The sequence below is a fragment of the Streptomyces sp. 2131.1 genome (genome assembly GCF_900105515.1).
Classification (GTDB): domain Bacteria; phylum Actinomycetota; class Actinomycetes; order Streptomycetales; family Streptomycetaceae; genus Streptomyces; species Streptomyces drozdowiczii.
Window position 1 is genome coordinate 58,926 of record NZ_FNSY01000002.1, and the last position, 17,113, is coordinate 76,038.

The 17,113-nt window shown below is 72.2% G+C and carries 21 protein-coding genes; 8 read left to right on the top strand and 13 right to left on the bottom strand.

Annotated elements, in window-relative coordinates:
• Window positions 1-5 precede the first annotated feature (5 nt).
• Window positions 6-332: a DMT family transporter gene (locus BLW14_RS32735; RefSeq protein ID WP_093710990.1), complete on the bottom strand. Its 327-nt coding sequence runs from the start codon at window positions 330-332 to the stop codon at window positions 6-8.
• On the bottom strand, window positions 329-994 hold the full coding sequence (locus BLW14_RS32740) for an FMN-dependent NADH-azoreductase (protein WP_093710991.1): 666 nt from the start codon (window positions 992-994) through the stop codon (window positions 329-331). The genes BLW14_RS32735 and BLW14_RS32740 overlap by 4 nt, the downstream gene beginning before the upstream one ends.
• Before the next feature lie 158 nt (window positions 995-1,152).
• On the opposite strand from BLW14_RS32740, the gene BLW14_RS32745 reads away from it, so the two are divergent.
• Complete coding sequence (locus tag BLW14_RS32745; protein ID WP_177154261.1) at window positions 1,153-1,704, top strand: TetR/AcrR family transcriptional regulator; 552 nt, start codon at window positions 1,153-1,155, stop codon at window positions 1,702-1,704.
• 74 nt (window positions 1,705-1,778) lie between these two features.
• The gene (locus BLW14_RS32750) at window positions 1,779-2,249 is read left to right on the top strand and encodes a hypothetical protein (RefSeq protein ID WP_093710993.1); all 471 of its coding nucleotides are present in this window, start codon (window positions 1,779-1,781) and stop codon (window positions 2,247-2,249) included.
• 147 nt (window positions 2,250-2,396) lie between these two features.
• Here BLW14_RS32750 and BLW14_RS32755 read toward each other — a convergent pair whose 3' ends face one another.
• The 3 genes from BLW14_RS32755 to BLW14_RS32765 all read right to left on the bottom strand — a co-directional run bounded on the left by BLW14_RS32755 (window position 2,397) and on the right by BLW14_RS32765 (window position 4,225).
• Window positions 2,397-2,675, bottom strand: coding sequence for a VOC family protein (locus BLW14_RS32755; RefSeq protein ID WP_256333053.1), 279 nt, complete (start codon window positions 2,673-2,675; stop codon window positions 2,397-2,399).
• 124 nt (window positions 2,676-2,799) lie between these two features.
• Complete coding sequence (locus BLW14_RS32760) at window positions 2,800-3,417, bottom strand: hypothetical protein (RefSeq protein WP_256333054.1); 618 nt, start codon at window positions 3,415-3,417, stop codon at window positions 2,800-2,802.
• On the bottom strand, window positions 3,410-4,225 hold the full coding sequence (locus BLW14_RS32765; RefSeq protein ID WP_093710994.1) for an alpha/beta fold hydrolase: 816 nt from the start codon (window positions 4,223-4,225) through the stop codon (window positions 3,410-3,412). The genes BLW14_RS32760 and BLW14_RS32765 overlap by 8 nt, the downstream gene beginning before the upstream one ends.
• Before the next feature lie 694 nt (window positions 4,226-4,919).
• Between BLW14_RS32765 and BLW14_RS34735 the strand changes: the two genes are divergently transcribed.
• Window positions 4,920-5,291, top strand: a complete 372-nt coding sequence (locus BLW14_RS34735) for a hypothetical protein (protein WP_177154258.1) — start codon at window positions 4,920-4,922, stop codon at window positions 5,289-5,291.
• Between the two features lie 69 nt (window positions 5,292-5,360).
• Here BLW14_RS34735 and BLW14_RS32775 read toward each other — a convergent pair whose 3' ends face one another.
• Together BLW14_RS32775 and BLW14_RS32780 are read right to left on the bottom strand one after the other, a co-directional pair.
• The gene (locus BLW14_RS32775) at window positions 5,361-6,296 is read right to left on the bottom strand and encodes a LysR family transcriptional regulator (protein ID WP_093710995.1); all 936 of its coding nucleotides are present in this window, start codon (window positions 6,294-6,296) and stop codon (window positions 5,361-5,363) included.
• A gap of 102 nt (window positions 6,297-6,398) precedes the next feature.
• Window positions 6,399-7,397, bottom strand: coding sequence for a DMT family transporter (locus tag BLW14_RS32780; RefSeq protein WP_143052038.1), 999 nt, complete (start codon window positions 7,395-7,397; stop codon window positions 6,399-6,401).
• 192 nt (window positions 7,398-7,589) lie between these two features.
• Here BLW14_RS32780 and BLW14_RS32785 point away from each other — a divergent pair, with 192 nt between their 5' ends.
• Both BLW14_RS32785 and BLW14_RS32790 read left to right on the top strand, forming a co-directional pair.
• Window positions 7,590-7,922, top strand: a complete 333-nt coding sequence (locus BLW14_RS32785; RefSeq protein ID WP_256333055.1) for an ArsR/SmtB family transcription factor — start codon at window positions 7,590-7,592, stop codon at window positions 7,920-7,922.
• A gap of 136 nt (window positions 7,923-8,058) precedes the next feature.
• On the top strand, window positions 8,059-9,303 hold the full coding sequence (locus BLW14_RS32790; protein WP_093710997.1) for an MFS transporter: 1,245 nt from the start codon (window positions 8,059-8,061) through the stop codon (window positions 9,301-9,303).
• 4 nt (window positions 9,304-9,307) lie between these two features.
• Here the strand turns inward: BLW14_RS32790 and BLW14_RS32795 are convergent, their stop codons facing one another.
• Window positions 9,308-9,895 carry a TetR/AcrR family transcriptional regulator gene (locus BLW14_RS32795; RefSeq protein WP_093710998.1) on the bottom strand — a complete coding sequence of 196 codons (588 nt, stop codon included), beginning with the start codon at window positions 9,893-9,895 and terminating at the stop codon, window positions 9,308-9,310.
• 134 nt (window positions 9,896-10,029) lie between these two features.
• On the opposite strand from BLW14_RS32795, the gene BLW14_RS32800 reads away from it, so the two are divergent.
• Complete coding sequence (locus BLW14_RS32800) at window positions 10,030-11,484, top strand: MFS transporter (RefSeq protein ID WP_093710999.1); 1,455 nt, start codon at window positions 10,030-10,032, stop codon at window positions 11,482-11,484.
• A gap of 28 nt (window positions 11,485-11,512) precedes the next feature.
• Here the strand turns inward: BLW14_RS32800 and BLW14_RS32805 are convergent, their stop codons facing one another.
• From BLW14_RS32805 to BLW14_RS32815, 3 genes are all read right to left on the bottom strand, one after another.
• Window positions 11,513-12,049 (bottom strand): GNAT family N-acetyltransferase, encoded by a 537-nt coding sequence (locus BLW14_RS32805; RefSeq protein ID WP_093711000.1) that lies wholly within the window; start codon window positions 12,047-12,049, stop codon window positions 11,513-11,515.
• A 76-nt stretch (window positions 12,050-12,125) separates the two neighbouring features.
• The gene (locus tag BLW14_RS32810; RefSeq protein WP_093711055.1) at window positions 12,126-12,923 is read right to left on the bottom strand and encodes a VOC family protein; all 798 of its coding nucleotides are present in this window, start codon (window positions 12,921-12,923) and stop codon (window positions 12,126-12,128) included.
• Between the two features lie 129 nt (window positions 12,924-13,052).
• Window positions 13,053-13,526, bottom strand: a complete 474-nt coding sequence (locus tag BLW14_RS32815; RefSeq protein ID WP_093711001.1) for a carboxymuconolactone decarboxylase family protein — start codon at window positions 13,524-13,526, stop codon at window positions 13,053-13,055.
• Window positions 13,527-13,596: 70 nt separating this feature from the next.
• Between BLW14_RS32815 and BLW14_RS32820 the strand changes: the two genes are divergently transcribed.
• Both BLW14_RS32820 and BLW14_RS32825 read left to right on the top strand, forming a co-directional pair.
• Entirely contained in the window at window positions 13,597-14,481 is an 885-nt protein-coding gene (locus tag BLW14_RS32820) for a sigma-70 family RNA polymerase sigma factor (protein ID WP_093711002.1), read from the top strand.
• Window positions 14,482-14,512: 31 nt separating this feature from the next.
• Window positions 14,513-15,115: an ATP-binding protein gene (locus BLW14_RS32825; protein WP_177154259.1), complete on the top strand. Its 603-nt coding sequence runs from the start codon at window positions 14,513-14,515 to the stop codon at window positions 15,113-15,115.
• A 6-nt stretch (window positions 15,116-15,121) separates the two neighbouring features.
• On the opposite strand, the gene BLW14_RS32830 is transcribed toward BLW14_RS32825, so the two are convergent.
• Both BLW14_RS32830 and BLW14_RS32835 read right to left on the bottom strand, forming a co-directional pair.
• Window positions 15,122-16,174: a phosphotransferase gene (locus BLW14_RS32830; protein WP_093711003.1), complete on the bottom strand. Its 1,053-nt coding sequence runs from the start codon at window positions 16,172-16,174 to the stop codon at window positions 15,122-15,124.
• Between the two features lie 21 nt (window positions 16,175-16,195).
• Window positions 16,196-17,107, bottom strand: a complete 912-nt coding sequence (locus tag BLW14_RS32835) for a TetR/AcrR family transcriptional regulator (protein ID WP_093711004.1) — start codon at window positions 17,105-17,107, stop codon at window positions 16,196-16,198.
• Window positions 17,108-17,113 lie beyond the last annotated feature (6 nt).

The window sequence follows — 17,113 nt, forward strand, 5'->3', positions numbered from 1 at the left end:
TGACCCTACGAGCCCTCCTGAGAGGTCACCCGGGCCAGGGCCACGCCCCCGACGATGAGGGCGAGTGCGGCGATACGGCCCATCGACACCGGGTCCTTGTGGACGACGATGCCCAGGGTGATCGCCCCGAGCGCGCCGATGCCGGTGAAGACCGCGTACGCCGTGCCGACCGGCAGGCTCCGCATCGCCAGCGACAGCAGATAGACCGCGGCGGCGGCGAGCACGAAACAGACCAGCGTCGGCAGCGGGCGGGTGAAGCCGGCCGTGGGCTTGATGCTCTGCGACCAGGCGACCTCGACCAGCCCCGCCGCGAGGAGCAGCAGCCAGCTCACAGCGCCCCTCCGGTCTTCCGGGCCGCCGCCAGCGCCGCCTCGCGGGACGCGTCGTGGGCGGCGCGGCGCGCGGCGAGGGCGGGATCGACGCGCGCGTTCACCAGCTCGGTGCCGAGGAAGTCCATCGCCTCGTCCGGAATGGCGAAGTGCCCGGCGAAGAAGTCGCGCAGGTAGCGCTCCTGGTGGTCGTACGGGTGGCGCGGCGTGCCCGGCCCGTACGCCCCGCCGCGTGCGTACGCCACGACGAACCGACGCCCGGCCAGGGACATCTTCGGGAAGGTCACCTGGTCGATCCACGCCTTCAGCGACGCCGGGATCGAGAAGTTGTACATGGGTGTGGCGATCAGGACGGTGTCGGCGGCGACGAGTTCGGCGAGCAGCGGCTCGATGACCGCCCAGGCGGCGGCATGTTCCGGGGTGCGGACCGCTTCCCGGTACCGGTCGGTGTCGGTGATCCCGTGCTCCAGGACGTAGTCGCACAGCTCGGTCCACGCCTCGGTTATCTGCGGGACCGGAGTCAGCGCGAGATCACGGTGGAGGTACGTGCCGCCGGGGTGGGCCGTACGCCAGGCACCGGCGACGGCGTCGCCGAGCTCCCGGCTGAAGGAGTGGCGGCGGGCGCTGGCGTCGATGTGGAGCAGGGTCGGGGCGTTGGCGGTCATGGCGGACGTCTCCTCGGTCGGGCGATTCGTTCGAGCGCGCACAGACGCTCGCACAACCGGACACCGTGTCCAGTTATGCGGCGAGCTGACCCTACCAACCAACCGGACACCGTGTCCGCTTACTTCCCGGACTGACGTAGGCTGAGCCCGTGGTGGAGATGAGGGAACGCGCGGACGCGGCGCGCAACCGCGCCAAGGTGCTGGCCGCCGCAGCTGAGTTGTTCGAGACCGGGGACCCCCGGACGGTCACGATGGAGGACATCGCCCGCACGGCCGGCGTCGGCCGGGGCACCCTCTACCGCCGCTACCCGGACGTGGCGTCCATCGCGGCGGCCCTGCTCGACGAGCACGAACGCCTCCTCCAGGACGAACTGCTGCGCGGCGCCCCGCCCCTGGGCCCCGGCGCCCCGCCCCACGAGCGGCTCGCCGCCTTCTACGCGGCGATGGTCGACCTGCTGGACCGGCACGGCCACCTGGTCCTGGGCGCGGAGTCCGGAGCGAAGCGCCTCGCAGTGGGCGCGTACGGCTTCTGGCGCGCCCACGTCCTCGCCCTCCTCCGCCAGGCGGGCACCCCGGACCCGGAGGCCCTGGCGGACAGCCTGCTCGCACCGCTGGCCCCGGAGGTGTACCTCCACCAGCGGGAGCGGGGGGTGACGCCGGACCGGATCAAGGCGGGGCTGGGGCGGCTGGCGAGGGTGGCTGCGGAGTGAGGTGAGGCGGCCCCCCGTTTCGAGATCGCCGGAATGGGCGAACACCGCTCCACTCGGTGATCGTTTTCCGAGACATGACGACGAACTCCCTCTCCACCAGGCGCCCGACGCGCCGCCTGGCCCGTGCCTGCGCCACCGCCCTCGCCGTGGCCGGCGCGGCACTCCTGCCGGTCTCGTCCGCCAGCGCGGCGACCCTCGAAGCCCACGTCAGCTACATCAAGGACGACCCGTACGGGGTCAACCTGTACGACGTCCGCTTCAACGGAACCGTCAGCAGCGACGGCCCCCGCCACTACACCGTCAAGGGCGAACTCGACGCCTACTGCCACCACGGCGCCCTCACCGGCCAGTCCGTGACCCTGGGCTACCGGAACTGGAACGGCAGCTGGCACTACAAGAGCTACTGGTGCACGGACACGCCTGTGAAGATCGACGTCCGCTCGGACCGGCACGAGAACGGATCCGTCGAGCTGGTCGTGGGCGCCACCAGCGGAATCGCCAACACGTACCAGTACGGGGACGTGGAGTTCTATCAGATCGGCTGAGCCCGAAACACCGGTGATCACAACCGGCCCTGCTCCGGCATACCGCGAGAGCCGGGCCGGTTGCGTGCTCCGACGAGGGGCACCGACGGCCTCGGCTCACGCCGTTGCCCGTACCCGCAACCGACCCAGGTCGTGTTTTCGCGCGCTCTACGGGCCTTCGATCCCGATGACCGTGCCGAACGGGTCGCGCAGTTGGGCGATCCTGCGCCCCGGTTCGATGGTCAGCGGCCCGCGATGGTGCGCGCACCCGCCCGCCAGCAGCCGCTCGCGTACCCGGTCGAGGTCCGCCACGCCCCAGTACACGACGGGGCTGCCGCCCCGGGGATTGCGCTCGTCGTCCACCGGATGGAACCCGAGCTCGACCCCGCCGACCACCACCCAGGCGTAGACGGCCCCGGTGTCACCGACGTCCATCTCCACGGGCACGCCCAGAAGCTCACCCGCCAACGGGCCGACGCCTCGGGGTCGACGGCGAAGGTCATGACGGTACGGACGGCGCTGAACAACGCCTTGCCTCCTCAGTGCTCCGCGGATCGCTGGGGCCGGATGATCACTTCGCTGCCGATCGGGGTGAACCCGCAGGCCAGGAAGGCGCGGAAGGAGCGGCATTGCCCGGGGACACGGCGGCGAAGAGCGGTTCGCCCGCCGGCACGAGCGTCAGGGCATCCGCGAGGAGGCCGCGTCCGTGGCCCTGGCTCCCGTGGTGGGGGGCATGCAGTTCGATGCTCAGTTCCCGCCGTCCGGCGAGGCCGACCGCCAGCGTGATCAGCCCCCGCTCGTCGCCGTAGACCTTGATGCCGGTCCTCAGTGCGCGGGCATGCAGGACGCGCGGGTGATCGTGCGCTTCGTCCCCGAGCTCGGCCAGGCGTGGCGTTCCGCCGGTACCACGGGTCGTCAGGGTGGCGTCCGTGACGCCGATCGCCCCCTCCGGGCCCGCGAGGTGGCGAAGGAAGTCGGGGGCCAGGGAGGCACCGAAGCCGTCCGGTCCCAGGGCGTGTACGTCAGCGGCGTTCAAGGCGGTGGCGAACACCGCGTGTCCGGTGAAGGCGACGGATGCCTCAAGCCCCCCGGGCAGCGGCGGAAGCACCGTCACACCGCCGTCGCAGGGCGGGAAACGACCGTGGGCGGCCTCGGTGAAGCAGGCCAGGAGCGGGTGCGGCTCAGTCACGGGTGGCCACCCGGGCGGTGAGGAAGTCCAGCAGAGCGGTGTTGAAGGACTCGGGCTGCTCGGCGCCGGGAAGGTGGCCGGCCTTCTCGATGACGGCCAGAGTCGCGTCGGGTACGAGGCCGCGGATCGCCTCGGCCTCCGCGACCGGGGTGTACACGTCGTCCGCGCCGACGACGACCAGTACCGGCTTGCGGACCGCTGCCAGCGTGTCCCGGTAGTCGGGGCGTTCGGCCCGCCCGCGCAGGGCTGCCGCCGCGCCGTGAGGGTCCGTGGCGCGCATCATGCCCAGGACGCGATCGGCGACCTCGGGCATCGCGGTCACGTTGTACGCGGCGAGCATCTTGTCGATCACCTCGCTCGCGTACCCGTCCATGCCCTCGGCGAGGAGCCGGTCGGCCAGGCGGTTGCGGAACTCCTTGCCCTCATCGGTCTCGGCGGGAGCGGAGGTGTCGGACAGGACCAGGGCCCGCACCCGCTGCGGGTGGAGACGCTGAAACTCCATGGCGATCTGACCGCCCATCGAGACACCCCCGACCACGGCCCGCTCGACACCCAGGTGGTCGAGGAGCGCGGCGAGGTCATCGGCGAAGTCGGAGAGCAGGACCCTTCCCCGGGTGACGCTGCTGTCGCCGTAACCCCGCAGGTCAGGGGTGATGACCCGGTACCCCGCCTCGGCCAGCGCCCTGCCCTGGGGTGCCCACAGAGTGCGGTTGAACGGATGGCCGTGAATCAACAGGGCCGGCAGCCCGGCCGAGGGACCGAAGTCGTCGTAGTGGATCGTGGCTCCACGCACCGCTATCGCGTTCATGCCAGGCACCTTAGCCGGGTGATCAACAGGGACGCAGAGGTGTTCTCTTCGTGCTGGGTGCCGGTTCCCGAGGCTGTGCGTCCGACCGGGAGCAGTCCGGAACCGCATCGATACGGCCCACGTCTCCCACCTCATGATCTCCAACGAGCACCAAGAGCACGCGAGCGCCCCCGGCCCACCTCGTCGTCCGCGGTGACCGTGGATCCACCGAAGGTCAACGACTACAACAGCCACGCCGAGGCGTACACGGCCGAGAACGAGACCAACCTCCTCAATGCCCCAGGTTGGGGGCACTCAGGTGCTTGGGGGAGCTGGTTCCAAGGGCCGCACCGCCCACCCCGGCGCCCAGGACTCCGACGCCCCGTCTCACGGCGTGCTTGGCGCCTTCGCATTCACGTCATCCTCCCCACTCACGAACGGTTCGGCCTCGGCCACAGCACGGAACCTGCGACGCGGGTCGGCGTCGGCTCCGGCGTGCGGAGGCACCTGAGCCGTTCGGCCCCCGGGCCGGACGGCGGAGCCCGGCACCGTGACCAGCCACTCCTGCTGTTGTTCGTCCGTCACGGTCCGCACCACCCGAGACTCAGATCCGCTGATGCCCCCTACGGTCCGAGGAATCCCACGGGCCCGCACGTTCAACGGTCTCGCGTACGTGCCCAGGCTCCCTCCCACCGCGTACACCCTGCTGCTGCCCATGATGACCGAGCAGGAGCCCGGCGGACTCGTGGCCGCCACACACGAAGAGTTCGCCGCCGGTCTCGCCATGGAGCGCGGCATGATCAGCCGTGCCATGCCGCACCTCGTCGCCGCCCGCCTCGTCACCGTCATCCGCCGCGGACGGTTCCAACTGCACCCGATGATCGCCGCGTTCAACGACCCTCGCGACCAACAACGCGCCATCAAAGCCACGCCGGATGACATGCGGCTGGACCTGGGCGACTTCGAGGACGAATACGAACGCCGCTTCCAGCTCCACCTGGACGAAAAGGCTCGAAAGGCCGAAGCCAGAGCCAAGGGAAACGTCACGCCCATCAATAGGCGAAGCCACCTCAAGCCCGTCGGCTGATGCCGGCCACGAGGGGCGCGCACGCCGGTTCGTGACGAGACGGAGCGCGTATGGCGGATTCCATCTCGTTCAGCGCCCGAGCACCCACCCCGGCACCCAGGTTCCCTCAGGGTCCCGGCGCTCCCCCGTCACCGCCAAGTACGCCCGCAGCGCCCCCAGCCCCGGGTGCGGGTTGTCGCGGTGCCAGAGGAGGGAGTGGGGGTAGACCGGGGTCGGGGTCTTGATGGGGATGCGGCGGAGGTCGTGGTCCTTGGGCCAGATGAGGCGGGAGTGCTTGCCCATGAAGGTGGCCAGGGACGGGGTGTCCGCGATGGTGTCGAGCAGGGCGTCCGAGCCGAAGTTGGGGCCCGTCGCCTCGATCGTGAGGCCGAAGTCGGCGACCAGGTCGTCGTAGTAGGCGCCCCACTCCGTGCCGGGGGCGATGCCGGGCATCCAGATGCGGTGGCCGACGAGGTCGGTGAGGGTGACCGCGCGGGCGTCCGCCAGGGCGTGGGCGGGGCCGGTGAGGAGTTCGAGGGGTTCGTCCAGGACCCGGGCGGACTCGATGTCGTCGGGCAGGGGGCGGCCGGGGGCTCCGACCGCGCGGAACGTCGCGTCGAGTTCGCCGGAGCGGAGGACGGCCACCGCCGTGTCCATGCTGACCAGCATCATCACATCGAGGCCGATCTCCGGGTGCGCGTGGTGGAAACCGCGCATCGCGCTCGACTGGGCGGTGCGCGAGGCGATCACGTCGACGCGGAGCGCGCGGCTGCCGGGGCGGACGGACGCGCTCGCGCGCTCGGCGGCGCGCAGGAGTTCGCGCGCGTGGGGCAGGAACGCGCGGCCGTCGATGGTGAGCTCGGCGCCGCGCGGGGCGCGCGTGAACAGCCGGACGCCGAGGGTCTGCTCCAGCGCGGCGATCCGCTTGGAAACGGCCTGCTGGGTGACCGACAGGTCGGCGGCGGCTTTGAGGAACCCGCCCGCTTCCGTGACGGCGACGAAGGTGCGTACTGCTTGGAGATCCACGTCGGCCCACCTTAGGGAACGTTGCGCGCAGACGGCGCCCGGGAGGTGAGCGCCATCCTGTGGCGCTCACCTCCCGGGCGCCGGCGAGGGCGGGACCCGTCGTCATGCGGCCGTCGTGAGGGACTTCCCGGTGTCGGCGGCGGAGGCCGGTGCCGACACCGCGGCGGAGGCCGGTGCCGCCCCGCGCGCCCGCTTCGCCGCTCGGCGGCTGTACACGTTGTTGGCGATCACGGCCGCGAGGGTCAGCGCGACGCCGGCGAGTTCGGCGGTCGTGGGCCGGTGGCCGCGTACCGCTTCGATGGCGAAGGCCGTGATCGGAACCAGGTTGATGAACAGGACGCCGTTCGCGGGGCCGAGGGTGCGGGTGGCGTGGTTGAAGGCGAGGATCGCGACGGCGGTGGCGGGGACGGCCATGTAGAGGATCTGCCACCAGTCGGCCGCGTAGTCGGCGGCGGACGGGGTGGGGATCCAGTCCACCGCGCCGGCGGTGAGGGTGACGACCGCGATGGTGACGGTGCCCAGGACGCTGGTGAGGGCGGTGTAGCGCAGGACGGAGAAGGCCGGGAAGCCGGCAGCGCCCGTCGTGTAGACGACCCAGCCGACCACGCCGGCCAGGATGGCGAGGCCGCCCGCACCGATGCCGCCGGTGAGGACGACGAGCGGGTTGCCGTCGCCCAGGACCATGGCGACGCCGGTCAGGGCGAGCAGGACCAGGCCGAGGGTGATGCCGGTAGGGCGCTTCCCGGTGCGGGCCCACATCACGATGACGGTGATGGCGGGCATCGCGGCCATGATCAGCGAGGCCGTGGAAGCCGGGGTGGACTGGAGGCCCACGTACGTCAGGAGGTTGAAGGCCGCGAAGCCGAGCGAGCCGAGCCCCCAGAGCTTGAGGAGCTTGCCGTCGGTACGCAGCGCCCTGCGGCCCTCGACGATCAGCAGGGCGATCACGAAGACCGCGGAGCCGAGCGCGAAGCGGGCCAGAGTGAGGTGGAAGGGATCCACGTGGCCGAAGGCCGATTTGGCGACGGCGAACATGCCGCCGAAGGCGAGGGCGGTGACCAGGCCTCCGGCGGCTGCGGCAGCGGTCTTCATCTCAGCCATGAGGGTCTCCCAGCGTGCGGGCAGCACGTATTCGTCGGGTCATAGTCGTTGGTCGCGTGTTCGCCTGTTGGCGAACACATCGGTTAACGTATACACAGAGCCGAGGGTCGTCAACCGGTGTTCGCCAACCAGCGAACACTGCCACGGACAACCCTCACGAACACATCGCGTCCGACCCGGGAGAACCGCACAGTGAAGCCGCTCCAGCACCCCCGCGCCGCAGACATCAACATCTACGCCGTGCTTCACGCGCTGGCCGAGCCGGCCCGGATGCAGATCGTGCGAACCCTCGTCGAGGCCGGCGGCAAGCCGTGCGGGAGCTTCGGCATCGACCTGAGCAAGTCGACCCTCTCCGCCCACTTCAAGGTGCTCCGGGAGGCGGGGATCATCCGCCAGGAGACCGGACCGGGAAACTCCCGCGTCAACACCCTGCGCCACGAAGACCTCGACACCCGCTTCCCCGGCCTGCTCACCGCCGTTCTCCTCGCCGTCGAGCGGACCGAGACCGCGCTTCCGTCTCTCTGAGCTCTCCGGCCATCGGGCGCCGCGCCCACAGGGCATGACAACCAGCAGTTGTCGCTGATCGGCGCGTCGGTTGTTTGACCTGTGCTTCTCCTGAACGGTTGTCTCTCCCCTGCCAAATACAGGTTGTGGGTGAGGCATGGTGGGCAGAAGAGCGCTGGGCAAGCCGTTCGGTTGGTTGTGGGCGGCGTACGCGGTGAGCGCGTACGGGTCCGGACTGGGGTTCGGGGCGTTGCCGCTGCTCGCGGTGCTGGTGCTGCACGCCGGGCCCGCCGAGGTGTCCGCGCTGTCCGCCGTGGGGCCGGCGGTGGGGGCGGTGATCGCGGTGCCGCTCGCGCCGTGGGTGGAGTTCCGGCGCAAGCGGCCGGTCATGATCGGGACGGACCTCGTCCGGTTCGCGGCCATGGCGACGATCCCGGTGGCGTACGCCTTCGGGGTGCTCGGGTTCGTCCAGCTGCTGGTGGTGTCGGCGGTGATCGCCGCGGCGAAGATCGCGTTCGGCGCGGCGAGCGGCGCGTATCTGAAGGCGCTCGTGCGGCCGGAGGACCTGCTCGTCGCCAACGCCCGCTTCGAATCCACGAACTGGAGCTCCATCGCGGTCGGCCCGCCCCTCGGCGGCGCGGCGATCGGGCTGTTCGGGCCGGTCACGACCGTGGTGGCCGACGCGCTCAGCTATCTGCTCTCCGCGCTGGGCATCACCGCGATCCGGGGCAAGGAGGAGGCGCCGGGGGCCGAGGACAGGGGCCCGCTGCGGGCGGGCGCGCTGCTCGCCGGCTGGCGGCACATCATGGGCCATCCGGTGCTGCGGGCGCTCTACCTCAACCAGGTGCTCGTCGCCGGTCTGATCATGGCCACCGAACCGCTGCTGGCGGTGCTCCTGCTGCGCCGGCTCGGGTTCCCGCCCTGGCAGTACGGTCTCGCCTTCGCCGCTCCGTGCCTCGGCGGCCTCATCGGCTCGCGGCTGGCCCGCCCGGTCGTCGCCCGCCACGGCCGCGACCGGGTCTTCCGGACGGTGGGCACCCTGCGCGCGGTCTGGCTGATCGGGCTGGTTTTCGTACGGCCGGGTGTCGTCGGGCTCGTCACGGTGATGGCCGTCGAGCTGGCCATCATCGTCAACATGAGCCTGTACGGGCCGGTGCTGTCCACGTACCGCCTCGAACACACCCCGAAGCACCTCGTCGCGCGCACGCTCACGGCCTGGTCGATCGGGCAGCAGGCGTCCGTCGCCGTCCTCACCGCGCTCGCCGGACTGCTCGCCGGCGTCACCGGTCCGCGCACCGCCCTCGCGGTGGCGGGGGTGCTGATCCTGGGCACGCCACTGCTGCTCCCGGGGCGGCGGAGCCGTAGGGCGCGGCCGGAGGCCGAGGTGGCCCCCAGCCGCTAGCCGCTCATGAATCGCCCGGCAGGAACGCCAGCAGCCGGGCGACCAGCCCGTCGACGTACTCCGGGGTGAGCGGGCCCATGCCGAACAGGACGCGGATGTACATGGGGGCCAGGATGTGGTCCAGCACCTCCAACGCGTCGGGTGCGTCCTCGCCCCGTTCGCCGGCGCGGTCGAGCATCGACTGCAACTGCCGGGTGCGGTCGGCCCGGAGGCCCTCCTGCGCGCGCACGCCCTGCTCCCCCGTGCCGGACAGCGCGACGGCGAGGTGCAGCAGCACCGGGCCGTCGGGTCCGGTGATCTCGCGGGCCACCTGGGCGGCGTACGTACGCAGGTCGCCGGCCAGGCTTCCGGTGTCGGGCATCGGCGAGCGCGTGTTCAGCCGGTTCAGCACCACGTCGCTGAGCAGGGCCTCCAGGTTGCCCCACCGCCGGTAGATGCTGCTGTCGGCCACGCCCGCGCGGGCCGCCACCTCGCCGACGGTGAAGTTGCCGTAGCCGCGCTCGCCGATCAGCTCGGTGACGGCCTGGTGCACCTGCGCGCCGACGCGGGCGCTGCGCCCGCCGGGCCGTCGGGTCCGCTCCTTCTCGTTCATCCCACCACCTTAAAGCAGTTCTCGCTTGCGTTTAAGAGGCGACCCGCCTTACAGTCGACAAACGCAGTCGCTGACTGCGTTAAAGCGTCGGGTGCTCCACCGGGCGCGCATGTCCGTCGACGAGAGGAATCCCCATGGCGGCTTCACCCGCGGCCGTTGGCAGTCGTTCGCACCGGGCCGTGCTGCTCACGGTGACCTGCCTGGGCCAGTTCATGGTCCTGCTCGACAACACGATCGTCGGAGCGGCGCTGCCCGACATGCAGCACGGGCTGCACATCGAACTCACCGGTCTCCAGTGGATCGTCGACGCGTACGTCCTGCTCGTCGCGATGCTGCTGCTGTCCGGGGGCGTCTTCGCCGACCGGTTCGGCCGCAAGCGGGTCTACCTGACCGGCGTCGCGGTGTTCACCGCCGCCTCGGCGGTGTGCGCTCTCGCGCCCTCGCTCGGCTGGCTGATCGCGGGCCGGGTGCTCCAGGGCGTCGGGGCCGCCGCGCTGAGCCCGGCCTCGCTCGCCCTGCTCGCCGCCGCGTATCCCGTGCCGCAGGAACGCGTGAAGGCCATCGGGCTGTGGGCCGGGCTCAGCGGGATCGGTCTCGCCGCGGGCCCGGTGGCCGGCGGCGCGCTCACGGACGCGTTCGGGTGGCCCGCGATCTTCCTGGTCAACCTGCCGATCGGCGTAATCCTCCTGGTCGCCGGCGTGCGCAGCCTCGACGAGAGCCGCAACCCCGGCGCCCCCACGATCGACATCCCCGGAACCGTGCTGTCCGTCCTCGGCGTGGGGACGATGACCTACGGGCTGATCGAGGGCGGCGCCCGCGGCTGGACGTCGCCGCTGATCCTGGGCAGCTTCACCGCCGGGGCGCTCCTCCTCGCGGCCTTCGTCGCCGTCGAGGCACGCCGCCCGGCGCCGATGCTGCCGCTGCGGCTGTTCCGGGAACGCCTGTTCACCGTGTCCAACACCGCGATGGTCGTGGTCGGGTTCGCGCTGATGGGCTCGTCGTTCTTCTTCTCCCAGTTCTTCGTGTACGTCCAGGGCAGCTCGATCCTGCGCGCCGGTCTCCAGACGCTGCCGGTGTCCCTCGCGATGGTGGTCGTCAGCCCGTACGCGGGCCGGCTCGCCGCCCGGTACGGCTTCCGCGTCGTGGTCACCGCGGGGCTGGCCCTGGCCGGCCTTGGGCTGCTGGGGCTCGGCGCGGTGCACGCCGACACCGGTTACGGGACCGTGTGGTGGCGGCTGGCGGTCGTGGGCACCGGCTTCGCCCTGACCATGTCCCCCCTGACCGGCGCCGCCATCCAGGCCGTCAGCACGCAGGAGGGCGGCCTCGCCTCGGGCATCAGCAGCACGACCCGGCAGATCGGCGCGGTGCTCGGCGTGGCCCTGCTCGGAGCCGTCGTCCGCACCCGCCAGTCGGGCGGCGCCTCCTTCGAGGCCGGCCTCGACAGCGCCTTCACCACGGCCGGTGCCGTCACCCTGGCCACCGCCGTGTTCACCGGCCTGTGGCTGGCGAAGTCCAAGCCCGCGGCAACCGCCACGGCCCCGGAGGAGGCCGCCCCCTCGCTGAAGGCGTCCGCGCCCGGCCGGAGCTGAGCGCGCCCCCGGGGGCGGCCGGCGCCGGTCAGCCCACCAGCGCCTTTTCGAGCAGCGTGAACGACTTCGGCGTACCGCCCGGCTGCGGTTTGCCCTCCTTGCGGCCGACCACCCGGTAACCGGCACCGAGGTAGTACGCGGTCAGGGGCTCGTTGCCCGCCAGGCAGTCCAGGCGCACCGTCGTCCGCCCCGCCTCGGCCACCCGGCGTTCGGCGGCGCGCAGGAGCCGGCGGCCCGTGCCGGGCGGGGCGCAGGCGCGGTCCGCCATCAGCCGGTGCACGTAACCGGCGGGCACCCGCTGCGGGCCCCAGGCGTCCTCGTCCTGCCACCACAGCTCCCAGGCCCCGACGGCCCGGCCGCCGGCTTCCGCGAGCCACACCTCGCCGGTCTCCATGATCCGGCCGAAGTGGTCCTCGCCCAGCTCGCCGGGCTGCCACTGGCCGGTGACGCCCAGGGCGTGCAGCCGGCGGGCCGCGTCGTCGCGCAGCCGCACGAGGGAGGCGAGGTCGGCGTCACCGGCGAGGCGGAAGCGCAGGTCGTCGAGGCGCGGGTGCGAATCATTCACCGCGCGATCTTCGCACGCGCGTACGTGTGCGGGGCCGGGCGCGGGGAGGCGGGGGCCTCCACGTGCCCGGTTCACGTCAGGCCGAACCCTCGTGCGGCTTCGGCGCGATGACGGAGAACGCCCCGCCCTGGGGGTCGGCCAGGACCGCCATGCGGCCGGCGACCATGTCGAAGGCGGGGGCCAGGACCTGGCCCCCGGCGCGGACGGCGGCGGCCTGGATGTCGTCCACGCTGTCCACGTTGAAGTACGGCTGCCAGTTCGGCGGGACGCCGGGCGGCATCTTGCTCATGTCCATCATGCCGCCCACCGCCCGCCCGTCGACCTGGAACTCGACGTAGCCGTCGGCGCCCTCCATCTCGGAGCGCGCCGTCGTCACCGGCAGGACGGCCGAGTAGAACGCGGAGGCGGCCGCCAGGTCGGGCGCGGTCAGCTCGCTCCAGATCAGCGCGCCGTGCTCGTTGACGATGGCCGCCCCGTCGAACGTGCCGGGCTGCCAGAGGCCGAAGACCGCACCCGCCGGGTCGGAGATCACGGCCATCCGGCCGAGGTCCATGACGTCCATCGCGGGCACGACGACCCGGCCTCCCGCGTCGGTGACGGAGGCGACGGTGGCGTCGATGTCGTCCGTCGAGAGGTACGTCGTCCACGCCGTCGGCGGCATGGGGTCCGGCACCGTACCGTCCGGGTTCATCGCCTTCATGATCCCGGCGACCGCCTTGCCCTTCAGCGTGCAGACGGTGTAGCCGCCCTGCTCGGGCGGGCCCACCTCGCCCTGCCAGCCGAAGAGGTCGCAGTAGAAGTCGATGGCGGCCTGCTGGTCGGGGACCATCAGGGCGATCCAGCAGGGGGTGCCGGGCTTGTAGGGACTGTTCACTTCGGGCACGGATGCCTCCGGGAGGCGCTCGGGGACGGACGGGCCGTCCTTACCCGCACCGTGCGCGAGCGGAATCGGGCCGTACGGGTGATGCGCGCGTGGCCCCGGGAATCAGCCCGCGATCCCCGGTCACCAGGTGGTGCCGGCGGGCTCCTCGATGGTGGTGTTGATGCGGTTGAAGAAGTTGGTGAGGCTGATCATCAGGATGATCGCGGAGAGCTGTTCCTCGTCGAAGTGGTCCGCGGCCTCGTTCCATACGTCGTCGGGGACGGCCTTGCCGGAGCGGTCGGCGATGCGGGTGGCGGCCTCGGTCAGGGCCAGGGCCGCGCGCTCCTCGTCGGTGAAGAACGGCGCCTCGCGCCAGGCGGCCACGGCGTGGAGGCGTTCGTCGCTCTCGCCGTGCTTCTTCGCGCCCGCCACCCCGGCGAACACGCAGGCGCTGCAGCCGTTGATCTGGCTGGCCCGCAAATGGACCAGTTCCAGGGTCTGCGGGGAGACACCGCCCTGGTACATGGCCTTGTAGATGTTCTGGATGCCCTTCATCGCGTCCGGCAGGACCAGAGCGGGGTTCTTCATCCGGGCAGTGGTGGTTCCGGCGTTCATCCGGTGTACTCCTCGTGATCCGTTGGCGTCTGACACTGGATCGACGGATCCGGACACGGGGGTGTGACAGGTGAGCGAAGAAATTCTTCTGGCCGACCGTTTCGAGGCGGAGCGGCCCGGCCTGCGGGCGGTGGCCTACCGGATGCTGGGTTCGCTCGCCGAGGCGGAGGACGCCGTCCAGGAGACGTGGCTCAAGCTCGGCCGCGCCGACGTGAGCGACGTGAAGAACCTGGGGGCCTGGCTCACCACGGTCGTGGGCCGGACGTGCCTGGACATGCTGCGCTCGCGCACCTCGCGGCGGGAGAGTCCGCTGCCCGAGCAGGACGGGTCCGTCCGGCTTCCCGACCCGGTGGTCACCGCGCTGCCCCGCGTCGACCCCGAGCGGGAGGTCCTGATCGCGGACTCGGTGGGCATCGCCCTCATGATCGTGCTGCAGAACCTGTCCCCGGACGAGCGCCTCGCCTTCGTCCTCCACGACATGTTCGACGTGCCCTTCGACGACATCGCGCCGGTCCTCGGCCGGACCACGGTCTCCACCCGGCAGCTCGCCAGCCGCGCCCGACGCCGGGTCCAGGGCGCCGCCCCGACGGCCGACACGGACGTGGCCCGCAAGCGCCATGTCGTGGACGCCTTCCTGACCGCTTCCCGGGGCGGGGACTTCGAGGCGCTCCTGGCCGTTCTCGCGCCCGACGTGGTCGCGCGTTCGGACGGCGGCACGCTCGTCCCGAGCATCCTGCGGCGCGGCGCCTCCGACGTGGCGTCCCAGGCGATCACTTTCGCCCGCTTCGCGGCGGACGCACGCCTCGTCCTGGTCAACGGCACTCCCGGCGTCGTCTCGTTCGACGGGGAACGGCCGCTGTCCGTCATGTCGTTCACCATCCAGGGCGACCGCGTCACCGGCCTCGACATCCTCACCGACCCCGACCGTCTGGCCACGCTGGGCCTGACCGCCTGACCGGCGCCCCCGTATCCGGCAGGCTGGGCCCATGCCGAAGAACCCGCGGGAACCGATGCGCCACCTGTCCGACGGCCCGCCGGCCATCCGGGTGCCGGCAGGGCTCGTCGTCCTCGTCGGCCCACCGGCGTCGGGCAAGACCAGCTTCGTCCGGGCCCTGATCGCGCGCCGGCAGATCGACGCGGAGGCCGTGGTGTCCAGCGACGAGATCCGCGCGGAGCTCTTCGGCGGCTCACCCGCGGAGGCGGAGTCCGACGCGGCGGACGCGCGGATCTTCGAGGAGCGCGACCGCAGGATCGTCGCCAGGCTCGCCGCCGGGCACAGCGCGATCGCCGAGTCGACCAACGTGACACCGCCGGCACGCGCACGCCTCATCGCCCTCGCCAGGCGCTTCGACGCCCCGGTGACGATGCTGCGCTTCGATCCCGATGTCGCCGGCCTCCTCCAGCAGTACGCCGAAAGGGGCCGCACGGACCTCACCGCCTCGGACGTCCGCGCCTACGCGGCCCTCATGGCCCGGGACGCCGGTGCCGAGCAGCTCCGCTCCGAGGGCGCGACCGCCGTCCACGACGTCCCCGGCCGGCGCCGGGCGACCACACCCGCGGAGGCCGCCGCGCGCTTCTCCTTCGCCTGACAGCTCTCAGTACCAGGGCCGCGCGTCCGCCGTGGGCAGCGGCCGCAGTCCCGGCCAGCGTTCGAGGAGGCGGGTCGCCATGGCGGAGCCGAGGCGGCCGAGCGCGTGCAGGTGGTCGTGGCGGCGGGTCAGGCCGGCGACCACACCCAGGCGGTGGACGAGGCGTTCGCGGGCGGAGACGTAGCCCCACTCGAAGTCCTCGACGGGTACCCGGGCGAGCTGGTCCGCCGTGCCCCGGTGGGCGCGTTCGACGAGGGCGTCGCCCTGGATCAGCCAGCCCGCGCACGCGTCGGCCAGGTCGCCCGGGACGTCCGTGCCGGTGACGTCGCGCCAGGTGGTCCGGTAGACGGCCTCGACCTCGGTGAGCGGGGCCGCGGTGACCGAGAGGGCGCACCAGCAGGTGGGGAAGCCGATGCGGAAGTAGGCGAGCTCCATCAGGCCGTTGCCGAGCGAGGCCCGCTCGAAGTCGACGAAGCGGACGCCGTCGGCGGTGCGCAGGTCGTTGCCGGGGCAGGGGTCGCCGTGCAGCAGCGCGTGGTGGCCGGTGGGGTCGAGGCGCTGGAGGAGACCGGCGAGTTCGTCCGGGACAGCGGCCGGTACGGGCACGTCGAGCGCGGCGGCCAGGGCGAGGAAGGACTCCGCGTCGGCGGCCGTCGGGCCCGTCCAGGCCGGAAGGGCGACCGCGTCACCGGGACCGGTCAGGGCGTGCAGCCGGGCGAGCGCGTCGGCGTACCCGGGCATCCAGTCATCGGTCCGGCCGAGGTCGTCCACGTACTCCAGGACCAGCACCCGCGCGGCCGGGTCCGCGGCGAGCAGCGCGGGGGCCACGGAGCCGCGGCCCGCCAGGCGCAGTCCGGCGAGCTCCCGCGCGAAGCGGGCGTCCGCGTCGGCGCCGGTGTCCCCGTCGTCGGTGATCTGCTTGACGATCACCGGTCGCCCGTCGGCCCGCCGCACCCGCCAGACCCGTGACCGGGGGCTGCTGTCCAGGGGTTCGGCCCGGGCGGGGGCCCCGCCCAGGGCGGAGAGCAGTACTTCGGTCGACGGAAGCGTGTGCGGCATGGGGAGGAGCCTACGACCTGCTCAGCGGCCCCCGGCCCGCTCGACGAGCACCGCGACCCCGTCCAGTAGGCGTTCGAGGCCGAAGGAGAAGAGCATGTCGAGTTCGAGGTCGAACCCCTCGTCGCCGAAGAGCGTGGACAGGGTCGGGAAGGAGCCGGTGATCTGGATCGTCTCCATCCGGGTTTCGTGGGTGGCCAGCCACTCCTCGGGGGTCATCCCGGTCTCCTGCCACGCCTGGGACTCCAGCTCGACCGCCGCCGCGATGCCCTGCGCGTAACCGAGGAGAGCCAGGTGTACGTGGATCATCTGGGTCGGCGTCAGGCCCAGGCCCTTGAGGGCGCTGAGGACCCGTTCGGTGTAGCGCATCGCGTGCGTCGAGGCCGTCGGGCGGGTGAGGGCGGACAGGACTCGCGCCATCCACGGGTGGCGCACGTACAGGCTCCACAGCCATCGCACCTCCCGTTCCAGCCGGTCCCGCCAGCCGGCCGGGCACGGCCCGGGCGGAGCGCCCTCGAACACCGTCTCCGACATCAGCCGTACGAGTTCGCCCTTGTTCGGGACGTGGCGGTAGAGCGCCATCGTGGAGGCCCCGAAGTCGGTGGCGATCCGGCGCATGGAGAGCGCGGGGAGTCCTTCGACGTCGGCGAGGGCGATCGCGGCGTGCACGATGCGGTCCCGGGTGAGGCCGTGCGGCGGGGCCGCGGGCCGGGCGCGCCCGGACTCGGCGACGACGGTGCCGACGCCGGGGACGGCGCGTACCAGGCCCTCCTGGTTCAGGGCGGCGAGCGCCTTCGTCGCGGTCGCCATGGCGACGCCCCACTCCTGCGTGATGCGCCGGGTGGAGGGGACGCGGTCCCCGGGGGAGAGCTCGCCGGCGGCGATGCGGCGGCGGATCTCCCCGGCGATGCGGAGGTAGGGCGGTTCCTCGGGCATGGCCGT